This window comes from Bacillus sp. JCM 19034 (assembly GCF_001310635.1).
Classification (GTDB): Bacteria; Bacillota; Bacilli; order Bacillales; family Bacillaceae_D; genus Halalkalibacter.
On record NZ_BAXR01000022.1, the window covers coordinates 1 to 20,136 of the forward strand.

Genomic DNA, 20,136 nt, shown 5'->3' on the forward strand with positions numbered 1-20,136 from the left:
GTGCCGTTGTCGTTTTAGCGACTTTACTAATATATCATGTCTCAAAAATAAAGTCAACATTTTTTTATTTCGTTAAAATGTCCTTTAATTGCGACAAGAAATAATATAACATGGTAACATTATTTAATGCAAGTGTTTTTTTAAAATTATATAATGAAAATTGCAATTCCCACTAACAATGCTACTCCAGGGATACCTAATAAACCTGTTACTATCGTTGTAATGCCGTTAATCGGAACATACAATCCAATCGTTGCACCGAGTACATTTACGAAAAAAAGCATTAACACTCCGATTAAACATTGTATAGCAAATCTACCTACATATCGTAACGGTTTAACAGGTGCACCCACCAATAATAAAATGAAAACTAAAGCTACTAATAGGACAATAACTAAAGTAGGTTCCATCGGATCACCTCTTTCATCGAGCTTGTCTAACCCATTTATATGTTTCAAGAAATAAAAAAAGAACAAACCTTTTATTGTTTGCTCCTTTTTACATTATTCGCTCTTGCTTCCCTTAATAAGAGTGAATATAGTGCTTCTGTTATTTTCGCTCGATTCAAGACCTCTTCAGAAGGTCGATACTACGATCAATAATCTGCTTTTGCTCATCAACCTTTTTCTTCAGCATTTCTAATTGATTCAACAAAAGAAGGTGCTGCCCTTCACGGATTTTTCCTTTTTTCTTAAGAAACATCTATTTTGCCTCCTATAATTCTCGACGACCTTCAATTGCACGAGATAATGTCACTTCGTCTGCGTACTCTAAATCGCCTCCTACAGGTAGACCATGAGCGATCCTTGTGACCTTTATTCCTGTTGGTTTAATTAGTCTCGACATATACATGGCTGTTGCCTCACCCTCTATCGTTGGGTTCGTAGCAATAATAACCTCCTGAATCGTATCATCCTGCAATCTCTTTAGTAATTCGGGAATTTTAATATCTTCAGGTCCAATTCCATCCATCGGAGAGATTGCACCATGTAATACGTGATATAACCCACGGTATTCTTTCATTTTTTCCATTGCAATGACATCCTTTGCCTCCTGAATGACGCAAACAACCGATTGATCACGACTTCGATCCTCACAAATTCTGCATGGGTCAATATCAGTTATATGATGGCAAACTGAGCAATACGTCAAGTTTCTCTTTGCATTCACGAGAGCTTTAGCAAAGTCTAACACATCATCTTCCTTCATATCTAAAACAAAAAAAGCCAGGCGACTAGCCGTTTTAGGTCCTATACCTGGGAGCTTCATAAAACCTTCTATTAATTTCGCTATTGGTTCAGGATACTGCAAACCAACAACCTCCTTCCTCCAAAAACGATTCTTTCGATAAAATCCACCTACCGAGATAGGTAGGTGGATTCATCCTTGCAGCGATTATCGTTTAAAATAATCCTGGTACATTCATCCCTTTTGTAAACTTGCCCAAATCCTTTTCAACTAATTCATCTACTAGCTTCAACGCCTCATTTGTTGCAGCTAAAATTAAGTCCTGTAGCATTTCTGGATCATCTGGATCAATAACATCCTCGGCAATTTTCACATCTAAAATGCGCTTATCTCCACTTGCAACAACCGTTACCATTCCGCCACCAGCTGTCGCTTCTACTGTTTTCTCTTTAAGTTCTTCCTGTGCTTTCGCCATTTGTTTTTGCATTTTTTGCATTTGCTTCATCATATTACCCATATTTTTCATCTTTTGTTTCCTCCCTTATTAGTCACGATCAACCATTTCGATTAGTTCTTCACCGACAAGCTTAACAGCTTCCTCAACTAATTGGTCTCGTTCAGGTTCATCTTCTGTTTTCCCTTTTTCAGTTACAAAGTCAGCCTTTACCTGCTCCCATTGCTCACTAAGCAAAGTGACAAACGAATGCTGTGTTTGGAAGCTTGATTGTAAAATCGGCACAAGGTAATCTCGAAACTTTGTATCCATCATATCACGATGCATCTCATTTTGAAACGCCAAAACAATTGATGTAGAAGATGCAGCAACTGGCTTACTATCACTTAACCAAGCATGACCTGGGACAGTTGTCGTTCGCATCTTCTCCATTACGTCTCCCCAACGTGAAGTAACAAGCTGCAAGCTTTGCTTATTAGCATTTTTGAGTATCTCCATTACTTTTGCCGTTGAAGCTTTCGATTGGGTTGCTTGAGAACGTCTCGTCCGTTTTGGTTTCGCTGTGACTTGATTTGTATTTTCTTGAATCGTAACTGGTTTTCGGCTGTTTAGCTGTTCTACTTGCTGCTGCAATGTATGTATTTGCTTTTTCAGTTCTTGAATTTCTCCGATTGAACTAACATCTATTTCATTTGATGAGCCTTGTTGCAAGAGCTTCATCAATGCTAGCTCTAAAAAAATCTTCGGGTGAGCAGACATTCTCATTTCTTGATGGCTAACCGTTAACGACTCAATCGTCTCATGAAGCCAACGAGGTGATACACGCTCTGCTAGTGCTTGAAACGCTTCATCTGGTTTTGCCTCTCCAGTAAGTCCTCTGCATTCGGGGCATGCTTAAAGAGCAATAAATCACGATGAAAATAGATTAAATCCTCAATTAAACGCATTGGATCTTTCCCTTCAGCAATCATCCGGTCAATCTCCTGTAAGGCATTAAGCGTCTTATGTTCTAAAAGATTTTCAACAATCTTTAGTAACGCTTGTTGCGAAACGGCACCTGTAATCGCTAAAACATCCTCTAAAGTGACCTGTCCCTCCGCAAACGAAATTGCTTGGTCTAGTAGACTTAAAGCATCACGCATTCCACCGTCAGCAGCTCGTGCGACTTGTAATAATGCTTCTGGCTCAGCTTCTATTCCATCAGCTTCTAAAATTTGCTCAATCCTAGCTACAATCGAATGACTTGAAATTCTTTTAAAGTCAAAACGTTGACAACGTGAGATAATCGTTAATGGGATCTTATGAGGCTCAGTCGTTGCTAATATGAAAATGACGTGACTTGGTGGTTCTTCTAATGTCTTTAGCAAAGCATTAAAGGCCCCAGTCGATAGCATGTGTACTTCATCAATAATATACACCTTATAACGCACTTCATTCGGTGCAAATTTCACTTTATCACGAATATCACGGATTTCGTCTACTCCGTTATTAGAAGCCGCATCAATTTCCATCACATCAACAATTGCTCCCGATGTAATACCTTTGCATGCATGGCATTGATTGCAAGGTTCTGCGACTGGAGCATGCTCACAATTAATAGCCTTTGCAATAACTTTCGCAGCACTCGTCTTTCCAGTACCACGAGGTCCAGTGAAAGATAGGCGTGAGAGAGCTTCTCTTGCATTAAGGCATTTTGTAACGTTTTCGTAATATGCTCTTGACCAACAACATCTTGCAAGAGCTGCGGTCGCCATACACGATATAAAGCTTGATAACTCATCGCACTTCCTCCCCCCACTTCCTTTATTCATTATAACTTTTCACAAAGTTGAGAACAATCATCTAATCAGATGTTTTTATGAATCATTAAAAAAACAACTACGCAATGAACGTAGTTGCTTTTTTATATAAAAAGGATACCGTGCACCTTCCTTCGATTAAGATGCCACGAGCGTTACCTAAGCAGTTAGCTCGGCCCAGGCGACTCCACGGCACACGAAAGAATCCACTTACTGCTGCTTCCTTCCGGACCTGACAGGGTTCATGGGTTTCCGTTGCGTGGAACCCAAGCGTCAACACCACTTACTTAGGGCAGACCTCGCAGCACCAAAACCTCTAGAAGGGATTCAGCCCCGCTATAGCGGATTGCGAGTTACAAGGCACCGCTACCTCCCCACCTAGCACGGTAAAGCGTAATAATGTTGTTAACGTCTCAATGACGTATTATTAAGTATAGTGGTTTTTTCATTTAAATGCAAGAGCTATAAGCTGTGAATTATTGGAAGCCTTAACTATAACATTTTCTAGATAACTACTAATTACTTTTTCTTATTAGCCCTTAATTTTCTAAAGAAATTCGTTAAAATCATCCACACTCTTCAGCCAGGCAGCCCTCGACTACTTCTGTCTGGTGATTAAAACGTGAATCATTTAATAAATTCATCAATGAACCTACACAACCAGCCTTCGGATCTCTAGCACCAAAAACAACAGTTGGAATTCGAGCTTGTAATATCGCTCCTGCACACATCGGACATGGCTCTAATGTGACATAAAGAGTACAGTCTAACAAACGCCAGCTACCTAATTTCTGACACGCTTGTTCAATAACCGCTAGTTCTGCATGAGCTAACGCTTGCTGGTCACTTTCCCTACGATTGTATGCTACAGCAACAATTTGATCATGCTTTACAAGGACCGCCCCAATCGGAACTTCGCCAATCTTTTGGGCTTCCTCAGCTTGTTGTAAAGCTACCCTCATCCACTTTTCATGGTTGTCCATAAATGCCTACACCTTCATTTTAGATTGTTTCCCCATTATTATTAATTAAATGAAAAAACACTACCAATTACGGCAGTGTTGACTGTATGATCAATGGCGGAGGAAGAGGGATTCGAACCCCCGCGCGGTTTAACCCGCCTGTCGGTTTTCAAGACCGATCCCTTCAGCCGGACTTGGGTATTCCTCCGTAATTCGTACTGACAAGGAATATAATAACAAACATAATCATCAGAAGCAAGTCTTTTTATGATATTTTGAATTTATAAAAATACTTGTATAGCTTATCCCGCTTGTAACAGCTTCACACAGTGATTTCTAGAAAGACAATAGAGGTAACGCTCACCTTGAAAAATGTCCATTTCATAGTGAGCGTTACGTATTATTTAGGACGTATCACGTCAACACGCATATATGGGCGTAACACTTCAGGTACAACAATAGAACCGTCCTCTTGTTGATAATTTTCCAAAATCGCGGCCACTGTTCGTCCAATCGCTAATCCAGAACCATTTAATGTATGAACAAACTCTGGTTTTGCTTTTTGTTCACGACGAAATTTTATATTGGCACGTCTTGCTTGAAAATCTTCAAAATTACTACAAGACGAAATTTCACGGTACGTATTATAGCTTGGTATCCATACTTCAATATCGTATTTTTTCGCAGCTGTAAAACCTAGATCGCCCGTACACATACTCATGACACGATAAGGAAGCTTTAATAGTTGTAACACTTTTTCAGCATGAGAAGTTAATTGTTCTAATGTCTCATAAGAATCTTCTGGTTTGACAAAACGGACGAGCTCAACTTTATTAAATTGATGCTGTCGAATTAAACCTCGCGTATCTCTTCCAGCCGATCCTGCTTCAGAACGGAAATTAGCACTATATGCGGCATACGCAATTGGTAATTGCTCAGATGAAAGAATTTCATCGCGATGCAAATTAGTAACAGGTACTTCAGCTGTCGGAATAAGGAAATAATCATCTTCTTTAATTTGAAAAGAATCTTGCTCAAACTTTGGAAGCTGCCCTGTTCCAGTCATGCTTTGGCGATTAACCATAAAAGGTGGGATTACTTCTTCATAGCCATGCTCATCTTGATGGAGATCCATCATAAAATTAATGAGTGCACGTTCTAAACGAGCCCCTAATCCTTTATAGAAAACAAAACGACTTCCCGTTACTTTTGAGGCACGCTCAAAATCAAGAATATCCAAATCGGTTGCTGCATCCCAATGCGGCTTTACATCAAAAGAAAATGACGGTATTTCTCCCCATGTCCGAACCTCAACATTATCATCCTCAGTCTCGCCAACAGGTGTACTATCGTGAGGAATGTTCGGTATCGTTAATAAAATATCTTCAAGCTCTAGCTCAAAATTTCTTAGTTCTTCATCAAGCTCTTTAATTTTATTTGATACTTCCTTTGTTTCTGTAATTAAATGATCCGCATCCTTTTTCTCTCGTTTCAGCTGTGCAACTTCTTGAGATACTTGGTTACGGCGGTTTTTAAGCTCTTCAACTTCAACAATAACGGCTCTTCTCTTTTCATCTAATTCTTGAAAACGGTCTAAGCCGGAAATATCCTCTCCACGAGTAGTTAATTTCTCCTTGATCCCAGACAAATCTTTGCGTAATCGTTTAATGTCTAACATAAGTCACCATCCTTTTTAAATAAAATTATCCAAATTATCATTTCCCATCATAAACAAAAACCGCCCCTTCTACAATAAATAGAAGGGACGGTTTCCCGCGTTGCCACCCTTGTTGCATGGATTTAACAAATCCATACCACTTTAGCCGATAACAGTGGCCACTGAAAGAGGTTTATTCTCTTTACTCAAAGGGAGATTCTAACTAGCGTTTGACCAGTTCACACCACCCACCGGCTCTCTTAACAAACAAACTAGCTATACTAATCCTTATCAACGCTTTATTTATTTGCTTCTTTTGCTTCCTTAACCATTTCAACAAAAAACTGATGAATTCGATGGTCATCGGTTAATTCTGGATGAAAGGAACAAGCAAGAAATTGACCTTGTCTCGCCGCTACAATTTCATCCTTATACGTAGATAATACCTCAACATCATCACCGACTTCAACAATTAATGGAGCCCGAATGAATACAGCACGAACATCATCGCCTACACCCGTTACTTGTAAATCAGTTTCAAAGCTTTCGCGTTGACGTCCGAACGCATTTCGCTGTACTTTCATATCCATTACAGCTAGGTGACCTTGATCGTATCCAACAATGTCATCAGCCATTAAAATTAACCCTGCACATGTTCCAAATACCGGTTTTCCTTGCTTCGCAAATTGCTTTAATGGCTCAAAGAATCCGTAAAGGTCAATCAAACGTCTCATCGTTGTACTTTCTCCACCAGGTAAAACAATTCCGTCCAACTCATTAAGCTGTTCCACTTTTTTAACAACAATCACTTCAGTCTCAGATGATTGCAAGCACTGGACATGCTCTCTTACAGCACCTTGTAATGCTAATACTCCAATTTTAACCATGGTTGAATCCTTTCCCAACTTACCAACCACGTTCTTGCATACGTTCTGATGGTTCTAAAGTTGAAATTTCAATTCCTTTCATTGCTGTACCTAGTCCTTTAGAAAGCTCTGCAATTAATGCATAATCTTCATAATGAGTAGTCGCTTCGACAATTGCACGAGCAAACTTTTCTGGATTTTCTGACTTAAAGATTCCTGATCCAACGAACACACCATCAGCACCAAGTTGCATCATAAGTGCTGCATCAGCCGGAGTTGCTACTCCACCTGCAGCAAAATTAACAACTGGAAGCTTCCCTGTCTCTTTAATTTGTAATAACAGCTCATAAGAAGCACCTAGATTTTTAGCTTCTGTCATTAGTTCATCTCTAGACATATTTTGTACTTTATGAATTTGCTGTTGGACTAAACGCATGTGACGAACTGCTTCGACAATATTGCCTGTGCCTGGTTCACCTTTCGTACGAAGCATAGATGCTCCTTCTTCAATACGTCGTGATGCTTCACCAAGGTCACGTGCTCCACAAACGAATGGAACAGTAAAATCACGCTTATATAAGTGATACTCTTCATCAGCAGGTGTTAATACTTCACTCTCATCTATATAATCAACACCCATTGCTTCAAGTACACGTGCTTCAACAATATGCCCAATACGTGCTTTGGCCATAACTGGAATTGAAACAGCATTTAATACTTCTTCAACGATGGTAGGATCTGCCATTCTTGCTACTCCGCCTGCAGCACGGATATCAGCTGGAACACGCTCCAAGGCCATTACGGCAACAGCCCCTGCTTGTTCAGCAATTTTCGCTTGTTCGGCATTAATAACGTCCATAATGACGCCACCTTTTTGCATTTCAGCCATACCACGTTTTACTCTATCTGTACCCGTTTGACTCATTAAAATTCCTCCTATAGCTATACGTTCTATCTAGTAAATTTGACATATTCTTTATTAGTATACATCAAATAAGGGTAATTCTCCTGTTTTTTAGAGAAAAAACGTTACGCACCTTTTCTTTAAATAGACACTGAACCGTTACAACGTTTTGTTTTACGTGATGGGAACTTAGAACGTGTCCTTTCTTAAGAACCGAACCAACCACTCACTGTGTCGGCTACACTTGTCCAAATTCCAGAGAAGAATTCCCCAATCCCTCTCATTGTCATTGCAAACCAACCAGCTTTTTCTACTGCTTGATCCGTTACAATAGGTGCTTCTACAGTCCAATTTGAATAAATGAATTCTTCTTCATCTTCTCCATTGTACGTTAATACAAGCTTACCTACTTTTTGTCCTGCTTCAATTGGAGCTTCCAATTTCCCATTTTCATTGAACTTACTTTCATCTAACACTAATTCAACATTATAAAGCTCTTCCTCACCGTTCTTTATCAGTGTAGAAAGAGAATCCGCACTTGATATCGATACTTCTTTTTCTTTTCCACCTACAACTTCAACAAGCTCTTCTCCTTCTGGAATGAACCCTTCAGGAAATAATTCAACATACGAAAATCGATCAAAACCGTAATCTAGTAATTTAGCTGTTTCTGTAAAACGGGCCTCGCGATCGTTCGTTCTCATAACAACAGAGATTAATTGAACATCTCCACGCTCTGCTACTCCTGTAAAAGCAGCTCCAGCAGTACTTGTTGATCCTGTTTTCAAACCTTGAATACCCTCATAAGAAAACTGATCAAAATCCTCACGAATCCCTGGAACCATCCAGTTCCAATTATGCATAACCTCTACTTCACCCGGACCTGCATCAAATTCCATTACTGGGATTTGTGCTGTTTCAAGAATTTCTGGATAATCATTAATTAAATGATATGCTAATTGAGCTGTTGCTCTTGCTGATAAAAGATTTTCAGCGTCAGCAGCTGTACCTTCCGGATGGTTACCGTTCATTGAACTATTATTGAGACCAGTAGAATTAATAAATTCAAAATCTTCTAAGCCTAATTCCTCTGCTTTCTCATTCATTCTTTCTACAAAAGCCGTTTCAGAACCTGAGATTAAATCAGCAATCGCAATCATCGATGCATTGGCAGAGTAGATTGTTACGGATTCATATAGCTCTTTCACTGTATATGAATAATCCTGTCTCAATGATACATTCGATAGAGTCTTATTAAGAGATAGCTGCCTTACAAATTCACTGATTGGCACCTCATCATCCCAACTAATTTCCCCATTCTCAACAGCTTCAAAAATTAAGTATTGACTCATCATTTTTGTCATACTGGCAATCGGCAAAAGACTATCTATCTTTTTCTGATATAAAATCTTTCCTGTCTTTGCGTCAATTAATATTGCAGCTTCAGCTTCTAAATCAATAGATGCCTCTGCTGGATTAGGTTGAATCCAACCTACCATTAATATCGCCACTAACATCATAAAAATAAATGGCTTCTTTATAATTTTACTCACTCCAGCACCTCCATACCTACTTCGATAGACGTTATTTTAACATAATCGACTATAAAAAATAGATAGAGAAGTCTCTATCTATTTCTAAATAATTTGACACCATTTCCGATTATTTCCTAACGAACGGTTCATTTGATTGATATCATGAAAATTATAATGAGTAATTTGGGGCTTCTTTCGTAATTTGGACATCATGCGGATGACTTTCACGCAAGCCAGCTCCTGTAATACGAATAAACTTACCGTTTTCACGAAGATCCTCTAATGTTGGCGTTCCGCAATATCCCATTCCAGCCCGTATACCACCAATGAGTTGATGAATCGTATCACTCAAAGGCCCTTTATAAGGAATTCTTCCTTCAATACCTTCTGGAACAAGCTTTTGTGCATTTTCCTGGAAATAACGGTCCTTGCTACCTTTTTCCATTGCTCCTAATGACCCCATACCACGATAAACTTTAAACTGACGACCTTGGTATATCTCCCTTTCACCAGGGCTTTCTGTGACACCAGCAAGTAAGCTACCTAACATCACTGCATGTCCACCAGCTGCTAAAGCTTTCACAATATCACCAGAGTATTTAATACCACCATCAGCAATAATTGGTACTCCGTGCTTTCTAGCTTCTGTTGCACAGTCATAAACAGCCGTCATTTGTGGTACACCAATTCCTGCTACAATACGCGTTGTACAGATCGAGCCTGGTCCTATTCCAACCTTCACAACGCTAGCTCCTGCTTCAATTAAGTCACGTGTAGCCTCCGCAGTTGCGACGTTACCTGCAATGATCGTCAAATCAGGATAATTTGTTCGAACTTCACGTACTTTATCTAATACTCCCTTTGAATGGCCGTGTGCTGTATCAATAACAATCGCATCAACACCTGCTTCAACCAGGGCTTCAATTCGCTTATCAGCATCTGCAGAAACACCGATAGCACCACCAACGATTAAGCGACCTTGGGCATCTTTTGCTGAATTAGGGAATTCAATTACTTTTTCTATATCTTTAATCGTTATTAAACCTTTTAATACACCTTCATCATCAACTAGCGGGAGCTTCTCAATTTTATACTTCTGCAAAGTTTTCTCCGCTTCTTGTAAAGTTGTTCCTACAGGTGCTGTTACAAGGTTTTCCTTCGTCATGACTTCATCGATTTCAATCGAATAATCTTCGATAAAACGTAAATCACGGTTTGTAATAATACCGACTAGCTTTTGCTTATCATCAACAATCGGGACACCTGAGATCCGGTATTTACCCATCAAGTGCTCCGCATCAAATACTTGATGCTTACGTGTTAAAGAAAATGGATTTGTAATTACACCACTCTCGGAGCGTTTCACACGATCGACGTGTTCTGCTTGCTCTTCAATTGACATGTTCTTATGGATAATACCTAATCCACCTTCCCTGCAATCGCGATCGCCATCTTAGCTTCTGTGACAGTATCCATTCCGGCACTAACAATTGGGATGTTTAATTCTAGATTTTCACTTAGCTTTGTTTTTACTGAAACATCACGTGGCAAGACTTCTGAGCGTGCTGGTACGAGCAATACATCATCAAAGGTTAACCCTTCTTTTTCGAATTTATTTTCCCACATCTTCACGTATCCTCCCCAAATCCATTTTTTATGAACGTAAAAAGATTATTAGTAGCTTATCAAGTGGGTAAACTACTGTCAAGACAGTGATTAATATAAGATTTTTCTAAATAAACTGATTATTACAAAGGGGGAATCTTAGCCATGAATACTTTGGATTCATTTCTTCCTTATTATTCTGTATCATACACAAGAAATTATTTAACTAAAACGTATGAGCGATTTCATATCACACAAGCTAAAACAAAAAGCTATCATGCTTGTTACTCATTTATTTATCACCTAAAGCATGGACAGCTTTACTTTAAACAAGCTTCTCAGTCACCAACAGAGCTAAAACCGATCCTATTATTTTATGGTTTCATTCAATTACTAAAAGCATGTGTCTTAGCTGTGGACCCCTCTTATCCAGCGAACAGTCAAGTATTAGCACATGGAGTAACAACAAGAAAAAGAAAGAAAAGCGGCTATCAATTTTTAGATGATGAAGTTAAAATCCAAAAAAATGGCCTTTTTTCACACTTTTTAGACAAAATGTTTCATGTGAAACAGTTAGAAGCAGAGAAGTTTCAAATGCGAGTTCTTCTTGAGCAATTAGGTGATATGCATGATCTGTTTTTGCAAATTAATAGCACAGCCATTTCATTTCAAGCACGTAAAACGACGAATTATTTACAACTTCCATCAGAACTATTAGATTCATACCATATGACCATATCACGCTTCGAGCTTTTTTTAGAAAGCTTTAAGACGAGTGGTTACTCTACAATCAACACGATCGAGGAAGAAAACAATCAATTACAAATAACATTAACTAGAGAGCCTTCCATACAATATGCTGCCCCTTGGTTATACGATCAAAGAGGAAATATGTATTTATTGAAAAAGCACCGACGGGATGGATATCGTTATTTACCTGAGCTAGCGATACACTATTTACTTCTATATAACTTAAGTATGATCTGTCGTTATGAGGCTGAATGGTGGGGTGATGTGATTCACACGTTCGATGGGGTGGATCTTCCATTTATCCTAAAATATTTAACACTAGCCGAAAGAAAAATCCCTTTTCTCATTGCTCATTACCTTCAGAACATTCAAAATGGCTAGTTTAAACATGCGCTGACTTTGTCTATTCAAAATCAGCGCGAAAATAAAATATGTATTATAAGGAAAAGGTAACTTCCATTTTTGTCCCTTTTTTTTCTTCACTTTCAACTTGAATCTCTCCATTAAAATGGTGAACTAATTGATAAACCATAAACAAACCAACACCTTGTCCAGGTACATCTTGATTCATCTTCTGATATTTTTTAAATAGCTTCTCTACTTCCTCTTGACTCATTCCTATCCCCTGATCTATCACTTGAATAGTAAGGTGTTCATTTTTTATGAAGCTATTTAAAATGACGCGACCGCCTTCTTGACTATATTTAATTGCATTGCTTAGCAGATTGGAAATGACAAGCCTTAAACCCATTGCATTAGCTTGAACATTTACAGAGTTAGAAAGGTTGATGTTCGTATCCAATTGAATGTTTTGCGTTCTGGCTTTTACTCTCATACTTTCAATGACTTCGTTAATAACTGGTAAAATATCAATCGATGTTATTTCCCATAAAGAATCAACTGTTAGCATTTGCTCCGTTTGAATCATATGATTAATTTCATGATCAATAGCTGTTGCATAATCCTCAATTAATGCTAACTTTGCTATAGAATCTTCCTTTTCTACTTCTGTCTTTAAAATAGCTGCAAACGATTTGATAACGGTTAACGGATTTCGAACTTCATGAGCTATCACGTGAATAAAATCCAGTTTTTGACGATATAACTCCAAATCAGATTCAATTTTCTTTTGACTTGCAATGGATGGAAAAACGCTTTCCTCTGTTTCGTGATATAAAGGAGATTTCACTAATTCTGTATCTGTCATAAAATACGGATGATTTCTCATCATCTCTGTTTGAACGAATGCCGGCGTAATCTTTCCATCATAAGAACAGACAGTTAAGATATTAAAATCGTTAACAGCCTGATCACACTGACTTTCATATGTACGAAGCTTATCCATGTTATCTAAATAATTATGTAAATAAACATGCCCCCATACACGTACTGAAATCTTTTTCTCCGTATAAGAGGTAAATAAATCATGTAAATAATTTATCGCATTATTAAAGTGGAAATTCCCATTTACTAGATAAAAGTCAACACTATTAATATAATGAATTTTATTTAAGTAATCTTCACTATTTGTTCCTAGCTCTTTTTTAACTTTTTCAATTGCTTTTTTGTAAACCTCTTCTTCCTCAATAACAATAACATGTTGGTTGACTGATCTAGCTACCACTATGGCTGAAACCAAGTTTTCTAAATACAACTCATCAGACCGATAGACATATAAAATGTGTGAACCCTCTTTAATGTCTATTCGTTCCGTTAAAGGGATCGTCCGTTTATTTCTCTTTTTCATAAATAACCTCCTACTATTCTATTATTATCTTATAAATGTAAAGTTAGCAAGTATGAATACTTGGTTTGTTTCAGCTGTATACACTCTCTATTTGGCTAATACTGAGAACCATATCTTCCAATCTAATAAACCTATTTATGTTTTGATTAATTAAAATAATATTATATAAGTAGGAAATAATTAAAATTGAGGATCGTTCATATAAGAACTGGAAAAGGAGCGTTTGATATGATATTAACGATTATCGGTTTTTGGGGGGCTTACCCTAATAAAAATGAAGCAACTTCAGCATATTTATTAGAACAAAGTGGATTTCGCTTACTCATTGATTGTGGTAGCGGAGCCCTATCCCTGCTACAGAATTATATACCTCTACATCAATTAGATGCTCTCATCCTCTCCCATTATCACCATGACCATATCGCGGATGTAGGTAGTTTACAATATAGTATGTTAGTGAACCACCAGCTACAAAAAAGGTCAAAAATATTACCGATATACGCAAATGACAAGGATGATGAGAAGTTCCAATCACTCCATTTTCATGATTTTACTGAAGGTCGTAGCATTAATGAGAATGATCAACTTCAAATTGGTCCGTGGCAAGTTACCTTTTGTCAAACAAATCATCCCGCCTATTGCCTAGCTATGAAATTCAAAGACATAACCTCCGGAAAAACAATTGTCTATTCCGCTGATACGAGTTGGTGCGATAATCTCGTTCCTTTTTCTAAAAATGCAAACATCCTTATTTACGAAACGTCATTATACGATGAACAGCTCGCCAAAATAACAGGGCACTCCACCCCTTCAGACGCCGCTTTGCTTGCCGGATTAGCAAACGTGGAAACATTAGTCCTCACCCATCTCCCACATTTTGGTGACCATAGTGAACTCATTAGGATAGCAAAGGAGCAATTTGATGGTCACGTTATGCTCGCAAAAACGGGATTAACCTTTGAGCTATAAAACAAAATCCCATCTACTCATGTAGTAAATGGGATCTTTTATGATGTGAATCGGATCACGTTCTTATTCAAGTAATTCCTCGATAAAGATAGAATGGTTGTGGGCAAGATTAATCATTTCGCCTTTATCTAATTTCACAAGCGGCCGAGTAGGATGTTGTTCATCAAAAAAGACAATGTTAGCCTCTTCTCCATTAGAAAGTCGTACACGATTACCATTAGATATGTAATTGATGCTTTGCATTAACGCTTGGATGACTTGGTATTCAAACTTCCCAAATTGTCCTGTTGAGATCTCCTCTAAAACTTGAAAAGTTGAGCGTTTTTTTCGATGATGACGTTCCGTTGTCATCGCATGGTATACGTCTGCAACAGCAATGATTTGTCCATAACGATGGATTTTATCCTCTTTAATTCCTAGTGGATAGCCACTTCCATCATTCCGCTCATGATGCTGTAAGATGGCTAACGTCATTAGTTCTGTTACATCTGGGCTGCCTTTTATCATATTATAGCTGAATACAGGATGCTTCTTTATTTCCTCAAAATCATGATCCGTTAACGTCGATTTCTCATTAGTTAATAATCTCGGTGTTACTTTTGCCATTCCGACATCTGCTAGTGCACCTGCTAAGCCTATTTGAATACATTCCCCAGGAGAATAATGTAATTTATATGCCAAGTAATAGGAGAGAATTCCAACGTATATACTATGATGATATAAATAATCGTCTACAGTACTGTAATGGTGTAAGTAGATTAGTTTTTGATGTTCTTTGTTTAAATGCTTAAACAACGGTAATAATACTGCTCTTACCTCATTGACTTCTACTTTTTTTCCAGATTGCCAAACTTTAAAAAGCGATTCATATTTTTTCACCGCTTGCAAATACAATGAAACAAAATCAATCGGCTTATGTTCCATTGCTGGACGGATTACTGACGGTGTAAATGATTCTCCATTAGACTTTATTGGCTTAACATCGATTGTTTCAACCATAAAAGCCTTTAAAACGGAAAGTAATTCTTCAGTAAGTGTTGTATTTCTTTTAACTAGTGGTAATTTCGTCAAGCCTGGTACTTCTTTATTCGTTATGCAGCCTGGCTCAACTTGATATAATTTGACTTCCATTCTCTCTCCCACCCTTACTAATCATTACACATATGTAAAGAAAAAGGGTCGTCCCATTATACATTGGCACAACCCTTTTTCCCCGACAGAACTTGTCTCGTTATTCCTCGGATTCAACATCATCTGAATCTAGCTCATCTTCCAAAGGAATGTCTTGGTCTTCGCCTTCATCTTCTTCGTCATCAATATTGACACGAGCAACTGTAGCGACTTCTTCTCCCTCATTGACACGAATTAATGTTACACCTTGAGTGTTTCGACCTGTAACAGAAATTCCTTCTACATTGGTTCGAATGACAACACCACTGACTGTAATAATCATTACATCATGATGGTCAGATACTACCTTTAAAGCAACAACTGGCCCATTTTTTCAGTGATGTTACAAGTTTTAATCCCTTTTCCACCACGGTTTTGGATGCGGTACTCTTCGATAGGCGTTCGTTTACCAAAGCCTTTTTCCGTTACAATTAGAACATCATGATCTTCTTCAACAATGTCCATACCAACAACACAGTCATCATCGCCTAACGAAATTCCTCTCACACCAGCGGCTGTCCGCCCCATTAAACGAACGTCTGATTCTAGGAAGCGAATTGACATTCCTTGTTTTGTTCCTATAATCAATTCCCGTTTCCCGTTCGTTAATCTAACTCCGTGAAGCTCATCATGCTCCCGTAAAGTAATCGCAAAAAGCCCACCCTTACGAATATTAGCAAAATGAGATAGCTCTGTTCGCTTCGTTACACCATGTTTTGTAGCAAAGAACAAATACGCATCTTCGGTAAATTCAGCAATCGGAATGACCGTGCTAATTGATTCGCCTTGTTCAATTTGAAGCAAATTAATAATTGGAAGACCCTTTGCCGTTCTTCCTAACTCTGGAATTTCATAGCCTTTTAGGCGATACACTTTTCCTTTATTTGTAAAGAACAAAATCGTATGATGGGAGTTTGTCGTAAAGAGATGCTGAACAAAATCATTATCATTTGTTCCCATTCCTTGAATCCCTTTCCCACCTCGCTTTTGGTTACGATACGTTGAAACTGGCATACGCTTAATGTAACCGTGATGCGAAATCGTAATAACGACATTTTGACGTGGAATTAAATCTTCATCTTCAAGATGATCCTCACTCAATGAAATAACCGTACGTCTACTATCGTTATACTTTTCTTTAATCTCTGTTAATTCTTCACGAATAATTTCAAGAACTTTTTCCTCATCAGCTAAAATCGCTTTTAATTCAGCAATTCGAGCAATTAATTCTTTATATTCATTTTCAATCTTGTCACGTTCTAAGCCAGTCAGACGTTGTAGCCTCATATCCAAAATCGCTTGTGCTTGCTCATAGCTTAAGTTAAAGCGCTCTATAAGCCATTACGTGCAGCCTCTGCCGTTTGAGAACCACGAATTAATTCAATAACCTCATCGAGATGATCTAAAGCGATACGGAGCCCTTCTAGAATGTGTGCCCGTGCTTCCGCCTTTTTCAACTCAAACGCCGTTCTTCTTCTAATGACGACAATTTGATGATCTAAATAATGCTCTAAACATTCTTTTAAGTTAAGAACTTTCGGCTGACCTTGGACGAGTGCTAATAAATTGATACCAAAGCTTGTTTGCAACGCTGTTTGCTTAAACAAATTATTGAGCAATACGTTCGCATTAACGTCCCGACGCATTTCAATCACTATTCGCATCCCGGTACGATCGGATTCATCACGTAGATCTGTAATCCCATCAATTTTCTTGTCACGAACAAGCTCAGCAATTTTCTCAATTAAACGTGCTTTATTCACTTGGTACGGAATTTCTGTCACTATAATTCGTTGCTTTCCGTTATGCTCCTCAATCGATGTTTGTGCACGAAGCGTAATGGAGCCTTTCCCCGTTTGGTACGCTTTACGAATGCCAGAACGACCTAATATTTCTGCACCTGTTGGGAAATCTGGTCCAGGAATATACTCCATTAATTCTTGAATCGTAACTTCACGGTTATGTGAAAGTGCCAATACTCCATCAATCACCTCTCCTAATTGATGAGGTGGAATGTTTGTTGCCATCCCAACAGCAATACCAGAAGCCCCGTTTACAAGTAAATTAGGAAAACGAGAAGGCATAACAATAGGTTCACGTTCAGAACCATCATAGTTATCTTGATAATCAATTGTATCTTTATTAATATCACGAACGAGTTCCATTGAAATTTTAGCCATCTTTGCTTCAGTGTAACGCATCGCTGCTGCAGAATCTCCATCAACTGAACCGAAGTTCCATGACCATCGACTAACATATAGCGATAGCTAAAATCTTGTGCCATTCGTACCATTGTTTCATATACAGCCGAATCACCATGTGGATGGTATTTACCAATAACTTCGCCGACAATACGTGCAGATTTTTTATATGCTTTATCTGGTGTCATTCCAAGCTCATTCATTGCATATAAAATCCGGCGGTGTACAGGCTTTAAACCATCTCTCGCATCAGGTAATGCCCGGCTTACAATAACACTCATCGCATAATCCATAAACGATGATTTCATTTCCTGACTAATATTACGTTCTTTTACTCTAGATTGATCTTGCTCAGCCATTAATTATAAACCTCCATCTTAAGCCTATATATCAAGATTTTCTACATATTGAGCGTTTTCTTGAATGAAGTCACGACGAGGCTCAACTCGATCTCCCATAAGCACTTCAAAAATTTCATCGGCTTTCATCGCATCTTCTAACGTCACTTGTAAAACAGTTCGATGTTCAGGGTCCATTGTCGTTTCCCATAATTGTGTTGGATTCATTTCACCTAAACCCTTATATCGCTGGATCCCTATTTTACTACGATCAGAAACATCCTTTAACGCTGTTTCTAGTTCTTTATCACTGTACACATAAGAAACTTCACGACCCTTTGAAAGCTTGTATAAAGGAGGTTGTGCAATGTACACATATCCTTTTTCAATTAATGGCCTCATATATCGATAGAAGAATGTCAAAATTAATGTACGAATATGAGCACCGTCAACATCGGCATCTGTCATAATAATGATTTTATGATAACGAGCCTTTTCAATATCGAAATCATCACCAATCCCTGTACCGAAAGCAGTGATCATTGCTCGTATTTCATTATTCGCTAAAATTTTGTCCAATCTAGCTTTTTCAACATTTATAATTTTCCCTCTTAGAGGTAAAATCGCTTGAAAATGACGATCTCGCCTTGCTTCGCTGAGCCACCTGCCGAATCACCCTCAACGATGTAAATTTCACTTATTGACGCATCCTTTGATGAACAGTCAGCTAATTTACCCGGTAAAGAACTTACCTCAAGTGCACTCTTCCTACGAGTAAGCTCACGAGCTTTTTTCGCTGCCTCACGTGCCCTTGATGCCATAACTCCCTTTTCAATGATTCGTTTGGCAACTTGAGGATTCTCAACTAAAAAGCGTGAAAATCGTTCACTAAACAATGAATCTGTAATCGTTCTAGCTTCACTATTTCCTAGCTTCGTTTTCGTTTGTCCTTCAAATTGCGGATCAGGAATTTTCACGGAAATAATCGCTGTTAAGCCTTCACGAACATCTTCACCAGTTAAATTTGCATCGGATTCTTTAAATAAGCCATTCTTTCTACCATAATCGTTAATAACACGTGTTAGACCTGTTTTAAAGCCTGATTCGTGCGTGCCACCTTCATGTGTATTTATGTTATTGGCAAACGAATAAATGTTACTAGCAAAACTATCATTGTATTGAACAGCAACCTCAACTGTAATCCCATCACGTTCGCCTTCAATATGAATCGGCTCATCATGCAACACTTCACGCTTACGGTTTAAATGTTCGACAAATGATGCAATTCCACCTCGTAGTGATAAGTTGATTTTTATTCTCTTCTCGTAAATCTTCTATATGAATCGTTAATCCTTTATTAAGAAAAGCTAACTCTCTTAAACGAGATGATAATACTTCATATTCGTAAACGATTGTTTCTTGGAAAATCTCTTGATCAGGTTTAAAATGAATAATCGTACCAGTTTTATCTGTTTCACCGATCACCTGCAAATCAGCAGACGGAACACCACGCTCAAATTTTTGATAATAGATTTGACCGTCACGATGGACGTACACTTCTAGTGACGTGGATAAAGCATTAACGACAGACGCCCCTACACCATGTAATCCACCAGAGACTTTATAGCCCCCACCGCCAAATTTACCGCCGGCATGAAGCACAGTCATTATTACTTCTACAGCGGGACGACCCATCTTCTCATGAATTCCAACAGGGATTCCACGTCCATTATCTTCGACACGTATACTATTATCTTCTTCAATCGTTACGTTAATCGTATCGCAATAGCCCGCCATCGCTTCATCAATACTATTATCAACTATTTCCCATACTAAATGGTGCAAGCCTCGTGAGCTTGTTGAACCGATATACATACCTGGTCGTTTCCTTACTGCTTCAAGACCCTCTAGTACTTGAATTTGACTTTCATCATATGATTGTTGTCCTGTCAATTCATTCACCCTCATTCTCAATAATCACATTGACTATT

12 protein-coding genes, 1 tRNA gene, 1 other RNA gene, 5 pseudogenes and 1 other annotated feature are annotated in these 20,136 nt (G+C 38.3%); of the genes and pseudogenes, 2 read left to right on the top strand and 17 right to left on the bottom strand.

The window, feature by feature from the left end; all coding sequences use genetic code 11:
• Nucleotides 1-146 precede the first annotated feature (146 nt).
• From JCM19034_RS17930 to guaB, 13 genes and pseudogenes are all read right to left on the bottom strand, one after another.
• Nucleotides 147-410: a pro-sigmaK processing inhibitor BofA family protein gene (locus JCM19034_RS17930; protein ID WP_062051994.1), complete on the bottom strand. Its 264-nt coding sequence runs from the start codon at nucleotides 408-410 to the stop codon at nucleotides 147-149.
• Nucleotides 411-481: 71 nt separating this feature from the next.
• Nucleotides 482-702, bottom strand: a pseudogene (locus JCM19034_RS25330) (DUF2508 family protein).
• 12 nt (nucleotides 703-714) lie between these two features.
• Complete coding sequence (gene recR / locus JCM19034_RS17935; protein WP_062051944.1) at nucleotides 715-1,311, bottom strand: recombination mediator RecR; 597 nt, start codon at nucleotides 1,309-1,311, stop codon at nucleotides 715-717.
• Between the two features lie 91 nt (nucleotides 1,312-1,402).
• Nucleotides 1,403-1,714 carry a YbaB/EbfC family nucleoid-associated protein gene (locus JCM19034_RS17940; protein WP_062051946.1) on the bottom strand — a complete coding sequence of 104 codons (312 nt, stop codon included), beginning with the start codon at nucleotides 1,712-1,714 and terminating at the stop codon, nucleotides 1,403-1,405.
• Nucleotides 1,715-1,732: 18 nt separating this feature from the next.
• A pseudogene (gene dnaX, locus JCM19034_RS25335) lies at nucleotides 1,733-3,422 on the bottom strand (DNA polymerase III subunit gamma/tau).
• 139 nt (nucleotides 3,423-3,561) lie between these two features.
• An RNA gene (gene ffs / locus JCM19034_RS17950) (signal recognition particle sRNA large type) lies at nucleotides 3,562-3,828 on the bottom strand.
• Between the two features lie 179 nt (nucleotides 3,829-4,007).
• The gene (tadA, locus tag JCM19034_RS17955) at nucleotides 4,008-4,424 is read right to left on the bottom strand and encodes a tRNA adenosine(34) deaminase TadA (RefSeq protein WP_370622198.1); all 417 of its coding nucleotides are present in this window, start codon (nucleotides 4,422-4,424) and stop codon (nucleotides 4,008-4,010) included.
• A 94-nt stretch (nucleotides 4,425-4,518) separates the two neighbouring features.
• Nucleotides 4,519-4,611: transfer RNA gene (locus JCM19034_RS17960), tRNA-Ser, on the bottom strand.
• Nucleotides 4,612-4,803: 192 nt separating this feature from the next.
• Nucleotides 4,804-6,081 carry a serine--tRNA ligase gene (gene serS, locus JCM19034_RS17965; RefSeq protein ID WP_062051948.1) on the bottom strand — a complete coding sequence of 426 codons (1,278 nt, stop codon included), beginning with the start codon at nucleotides 6,079-6,081 and terminating at the stop codon, nucleotides 4,804-4,806.
• Between the two features lie 80 nt (nucleotides 6,082-6,161).
• Nucleotides 6,162-6,364, bottom strand: a binding site (T-box leader).
• Nucleotides 6,360-6,947 (bottom strand): pyridoxal 5'-phosphate synthase glutaminase subunit PdxT, encoded by a 588-nt coding sequence (pdxT, locus tag JCM19034_RS17970; protein ID WP_062051996.1) that lies wholly within the window; start codon nucleotides 6,945-6,947, stop codon nucleotides 6,360-6,362. Its footprint overlaps the feature before it by 5 nt.
• Nucleotides 6,948-6,966: 19 nt before the next feature.
• The gene (pdxS, locus tag JCM19034_RS17975) at nucleotides 6,967-7,851 is read right to left on the bottom strand and encodes a pyridoxal 5'-phosphate synthase lyase subunit PdxS (protein WP_062051950.1); all 885 of its coding nucleotides are present in this window, start codon (nucleotides 7,849-7,851) and stop codon (nucleotides 6,967-6,969) included.
• Between the two features lie 185 nt (nucleotides 7,852-8,036).
• The gene (locus tag JCM19034_RS17980; protein ID WP_062051952.1) at nucleotides 8,037-9,383 is read right to left on the bottom strand and encodes a D-alanyl-D-alanine carboxypeptidase family protein; all 1,347 of its coding nucleotides are present in this window, start codon (nucleotides 9,381-9,383) and stop codon (nucleotides 8,037-8,039) included.
• A gap of 151 nt (nucleotides 9,384-9,534) precedes the next feature.
• Nucleotides 9,535-10,991, bottom strand: a pseudogene (gene guaB, locus JCM19034_RS17985) (IMP dehydrogenase).
• Between the two features lie 144 nt (nucleotides 10,992-11,135).
• Between guaB and JCM19034_RS17990 the strand changes: the two are divergent.
• On the top strand, nucleotides 11,136-12,101 hold the full coding sequence (locus tag JCM19034_RS17990; protein WP_062051954.1) for a YaaC family protein: 966 nt from the start codon (nucleotides 11,136-11,138) through the stop codon (nucleotides 12,099-12,101).
• A gap of 55 nt (nucleotides 12,102-12,156) precedes the next feature.
• Here the strand turns inward: JCM19034_RS17990 and JCM19034_RS17995 are convergent, their stop codons facing one another.
• On the bottom strand, nucleotides 12,157-13,467 hold the full coding sequence (locus JCM19034_RS17995; protein WP_062051956.1) for an ATP-binding protein: 1,311 nt from the start codon (nucleotides 13,465-13,467) through the stop codon (nucleotides 12,157-12,159).
• 228 nt (nucleotides 13,468-13,695) lie between these two features.
• Between JCM19034_RS17995 and JCM19034_RS18000 the strand changes: the two genes are divergently transcribed.
• Nucleotides 13,696-14,436 (top strand): MBL fold metallo-hydrolase, encoded by a 741-nt coding sequence (locus JCM19034_RS18000; protein WP_062051959.1) that lies wholly within the window; start codon nucleotides 13,696-13,698, stop codon nucleotides 14,434-14,436.
• Nucleotides 14,437-14,499: 63 nt separating this feature from the next.
• Here JCM19034_RS18000 and JCM19034_RS18005 read toward each other — a convergent pair whose 3' ends face one another.
• The 3 genes and pseudogenes from JCM19034_RS18005 to gyrB all read right to left on the bottom strand — a co-directional run bounded on the left by JCM19034_RS18005 (nucleotide 14,500) and on the right by gyrB (nucleotide 20,113).
• Nucleotides 14,500-15,567, bottom strand: a complete 1,068-nt coding sequence (locus tag JCM19034_RS18005) for an HD-GYP domain-containing protein (protein ID WP_062051961.1) — start codon at nucleotides 15,565-15,567, stop codon at nucleotides 14,500-14,502.
• Nucleotides 15,568-15,667: 100 nt separating this feature from the next.
• Nucleotides 15,668-18,166 (bottom strand): annotated as a pseudogene (gene gyrA / locus JCM19034_RS18010) (DNA gyrase subunit A).
• Nucleotides 18,167-18,190: 24 nt separating this feature from the next.
• Nucleotides 18,191-20,113 (bottom strand): annotated as a pseudogene (gyrB, locus tag JCM19034_RS18015) (DNA topoisomerase (ATP-hydrolyzing) subunit B).
• Between the last annotated feature and the right edge of the window lie 23 nt (nucleotides 20,114-20,136).

Bases quoted from the DNA above. Each gene is read 5' to 3' on its own strand.
- JCM19034_RS17940 (WP_062051946.1), bottom strand. From the start codon at position 1,714: ATGAAAAATATGGGTAATATGATGAAGCAAATGCAAAAAATGCAAAAA.
- tadA (WP_370622198.1), bottom strand. From the start codon at position 4,424: ATGGACAACCATGAAAAGTGGATGAGGGTAGCTTTACAACAAGCTGAG.
- pdxT (WP_062051996.1), bottom strand. From the start codon at position 6,947: ATGGTTAAAATTGGAGTATTAGCATTACAAGGTGCTGTAAGAGAGCAT.
- JCM19034_RS17995 (WP_062051956.1), bottom strand. From the start codon at position 13,467: ATGAAAAAGAGAAATAAACGGACGATCCCTTTAACGGAACGAATAGAC.
- JCM19034_RS18005 (WP_062051961.1), bottom strand. From the start codon at position 15,567: ATGGAAGTCAAATTATATCAAGTTGAGCCAGGCTGCATAACGAATAAA.
- JCM19034_RS17990 (WP_062051954.1), top strand. From the start codon at position 11,136: ATGAATACTTTGGATTCATTTCTTCCTTATTATTCTGTATCATACACA.
- pdxS (WP_062051950.1), bottom strand. From the start codon at position 7,851: ATGAGTCAAACGGGTACAGATAGAGTAAAACGTGGTATGGCTGAAATG.
- JCM19034_RS18000 (WP_062051959.1), top strand. From the start codon at position 13,696: ATGATATTAACGATTATCGGTTTTTGGGGGGCTTACCCTAATAAAAAT.
- serS (WP_062051948.1), bottom strand. From the start codon at position 6,081: ATGTTAGACATTAAACGATTACGCAAAGATTTGTCTGGGATCAAGGAG.
- JCM19034_RS17930 (WP_062051994.1), bottom strand. From the start codon at position 410: ATGGAACCTACTTTAGTTATTGTCCTATTAGTAGCTTTAGTTTTCATT.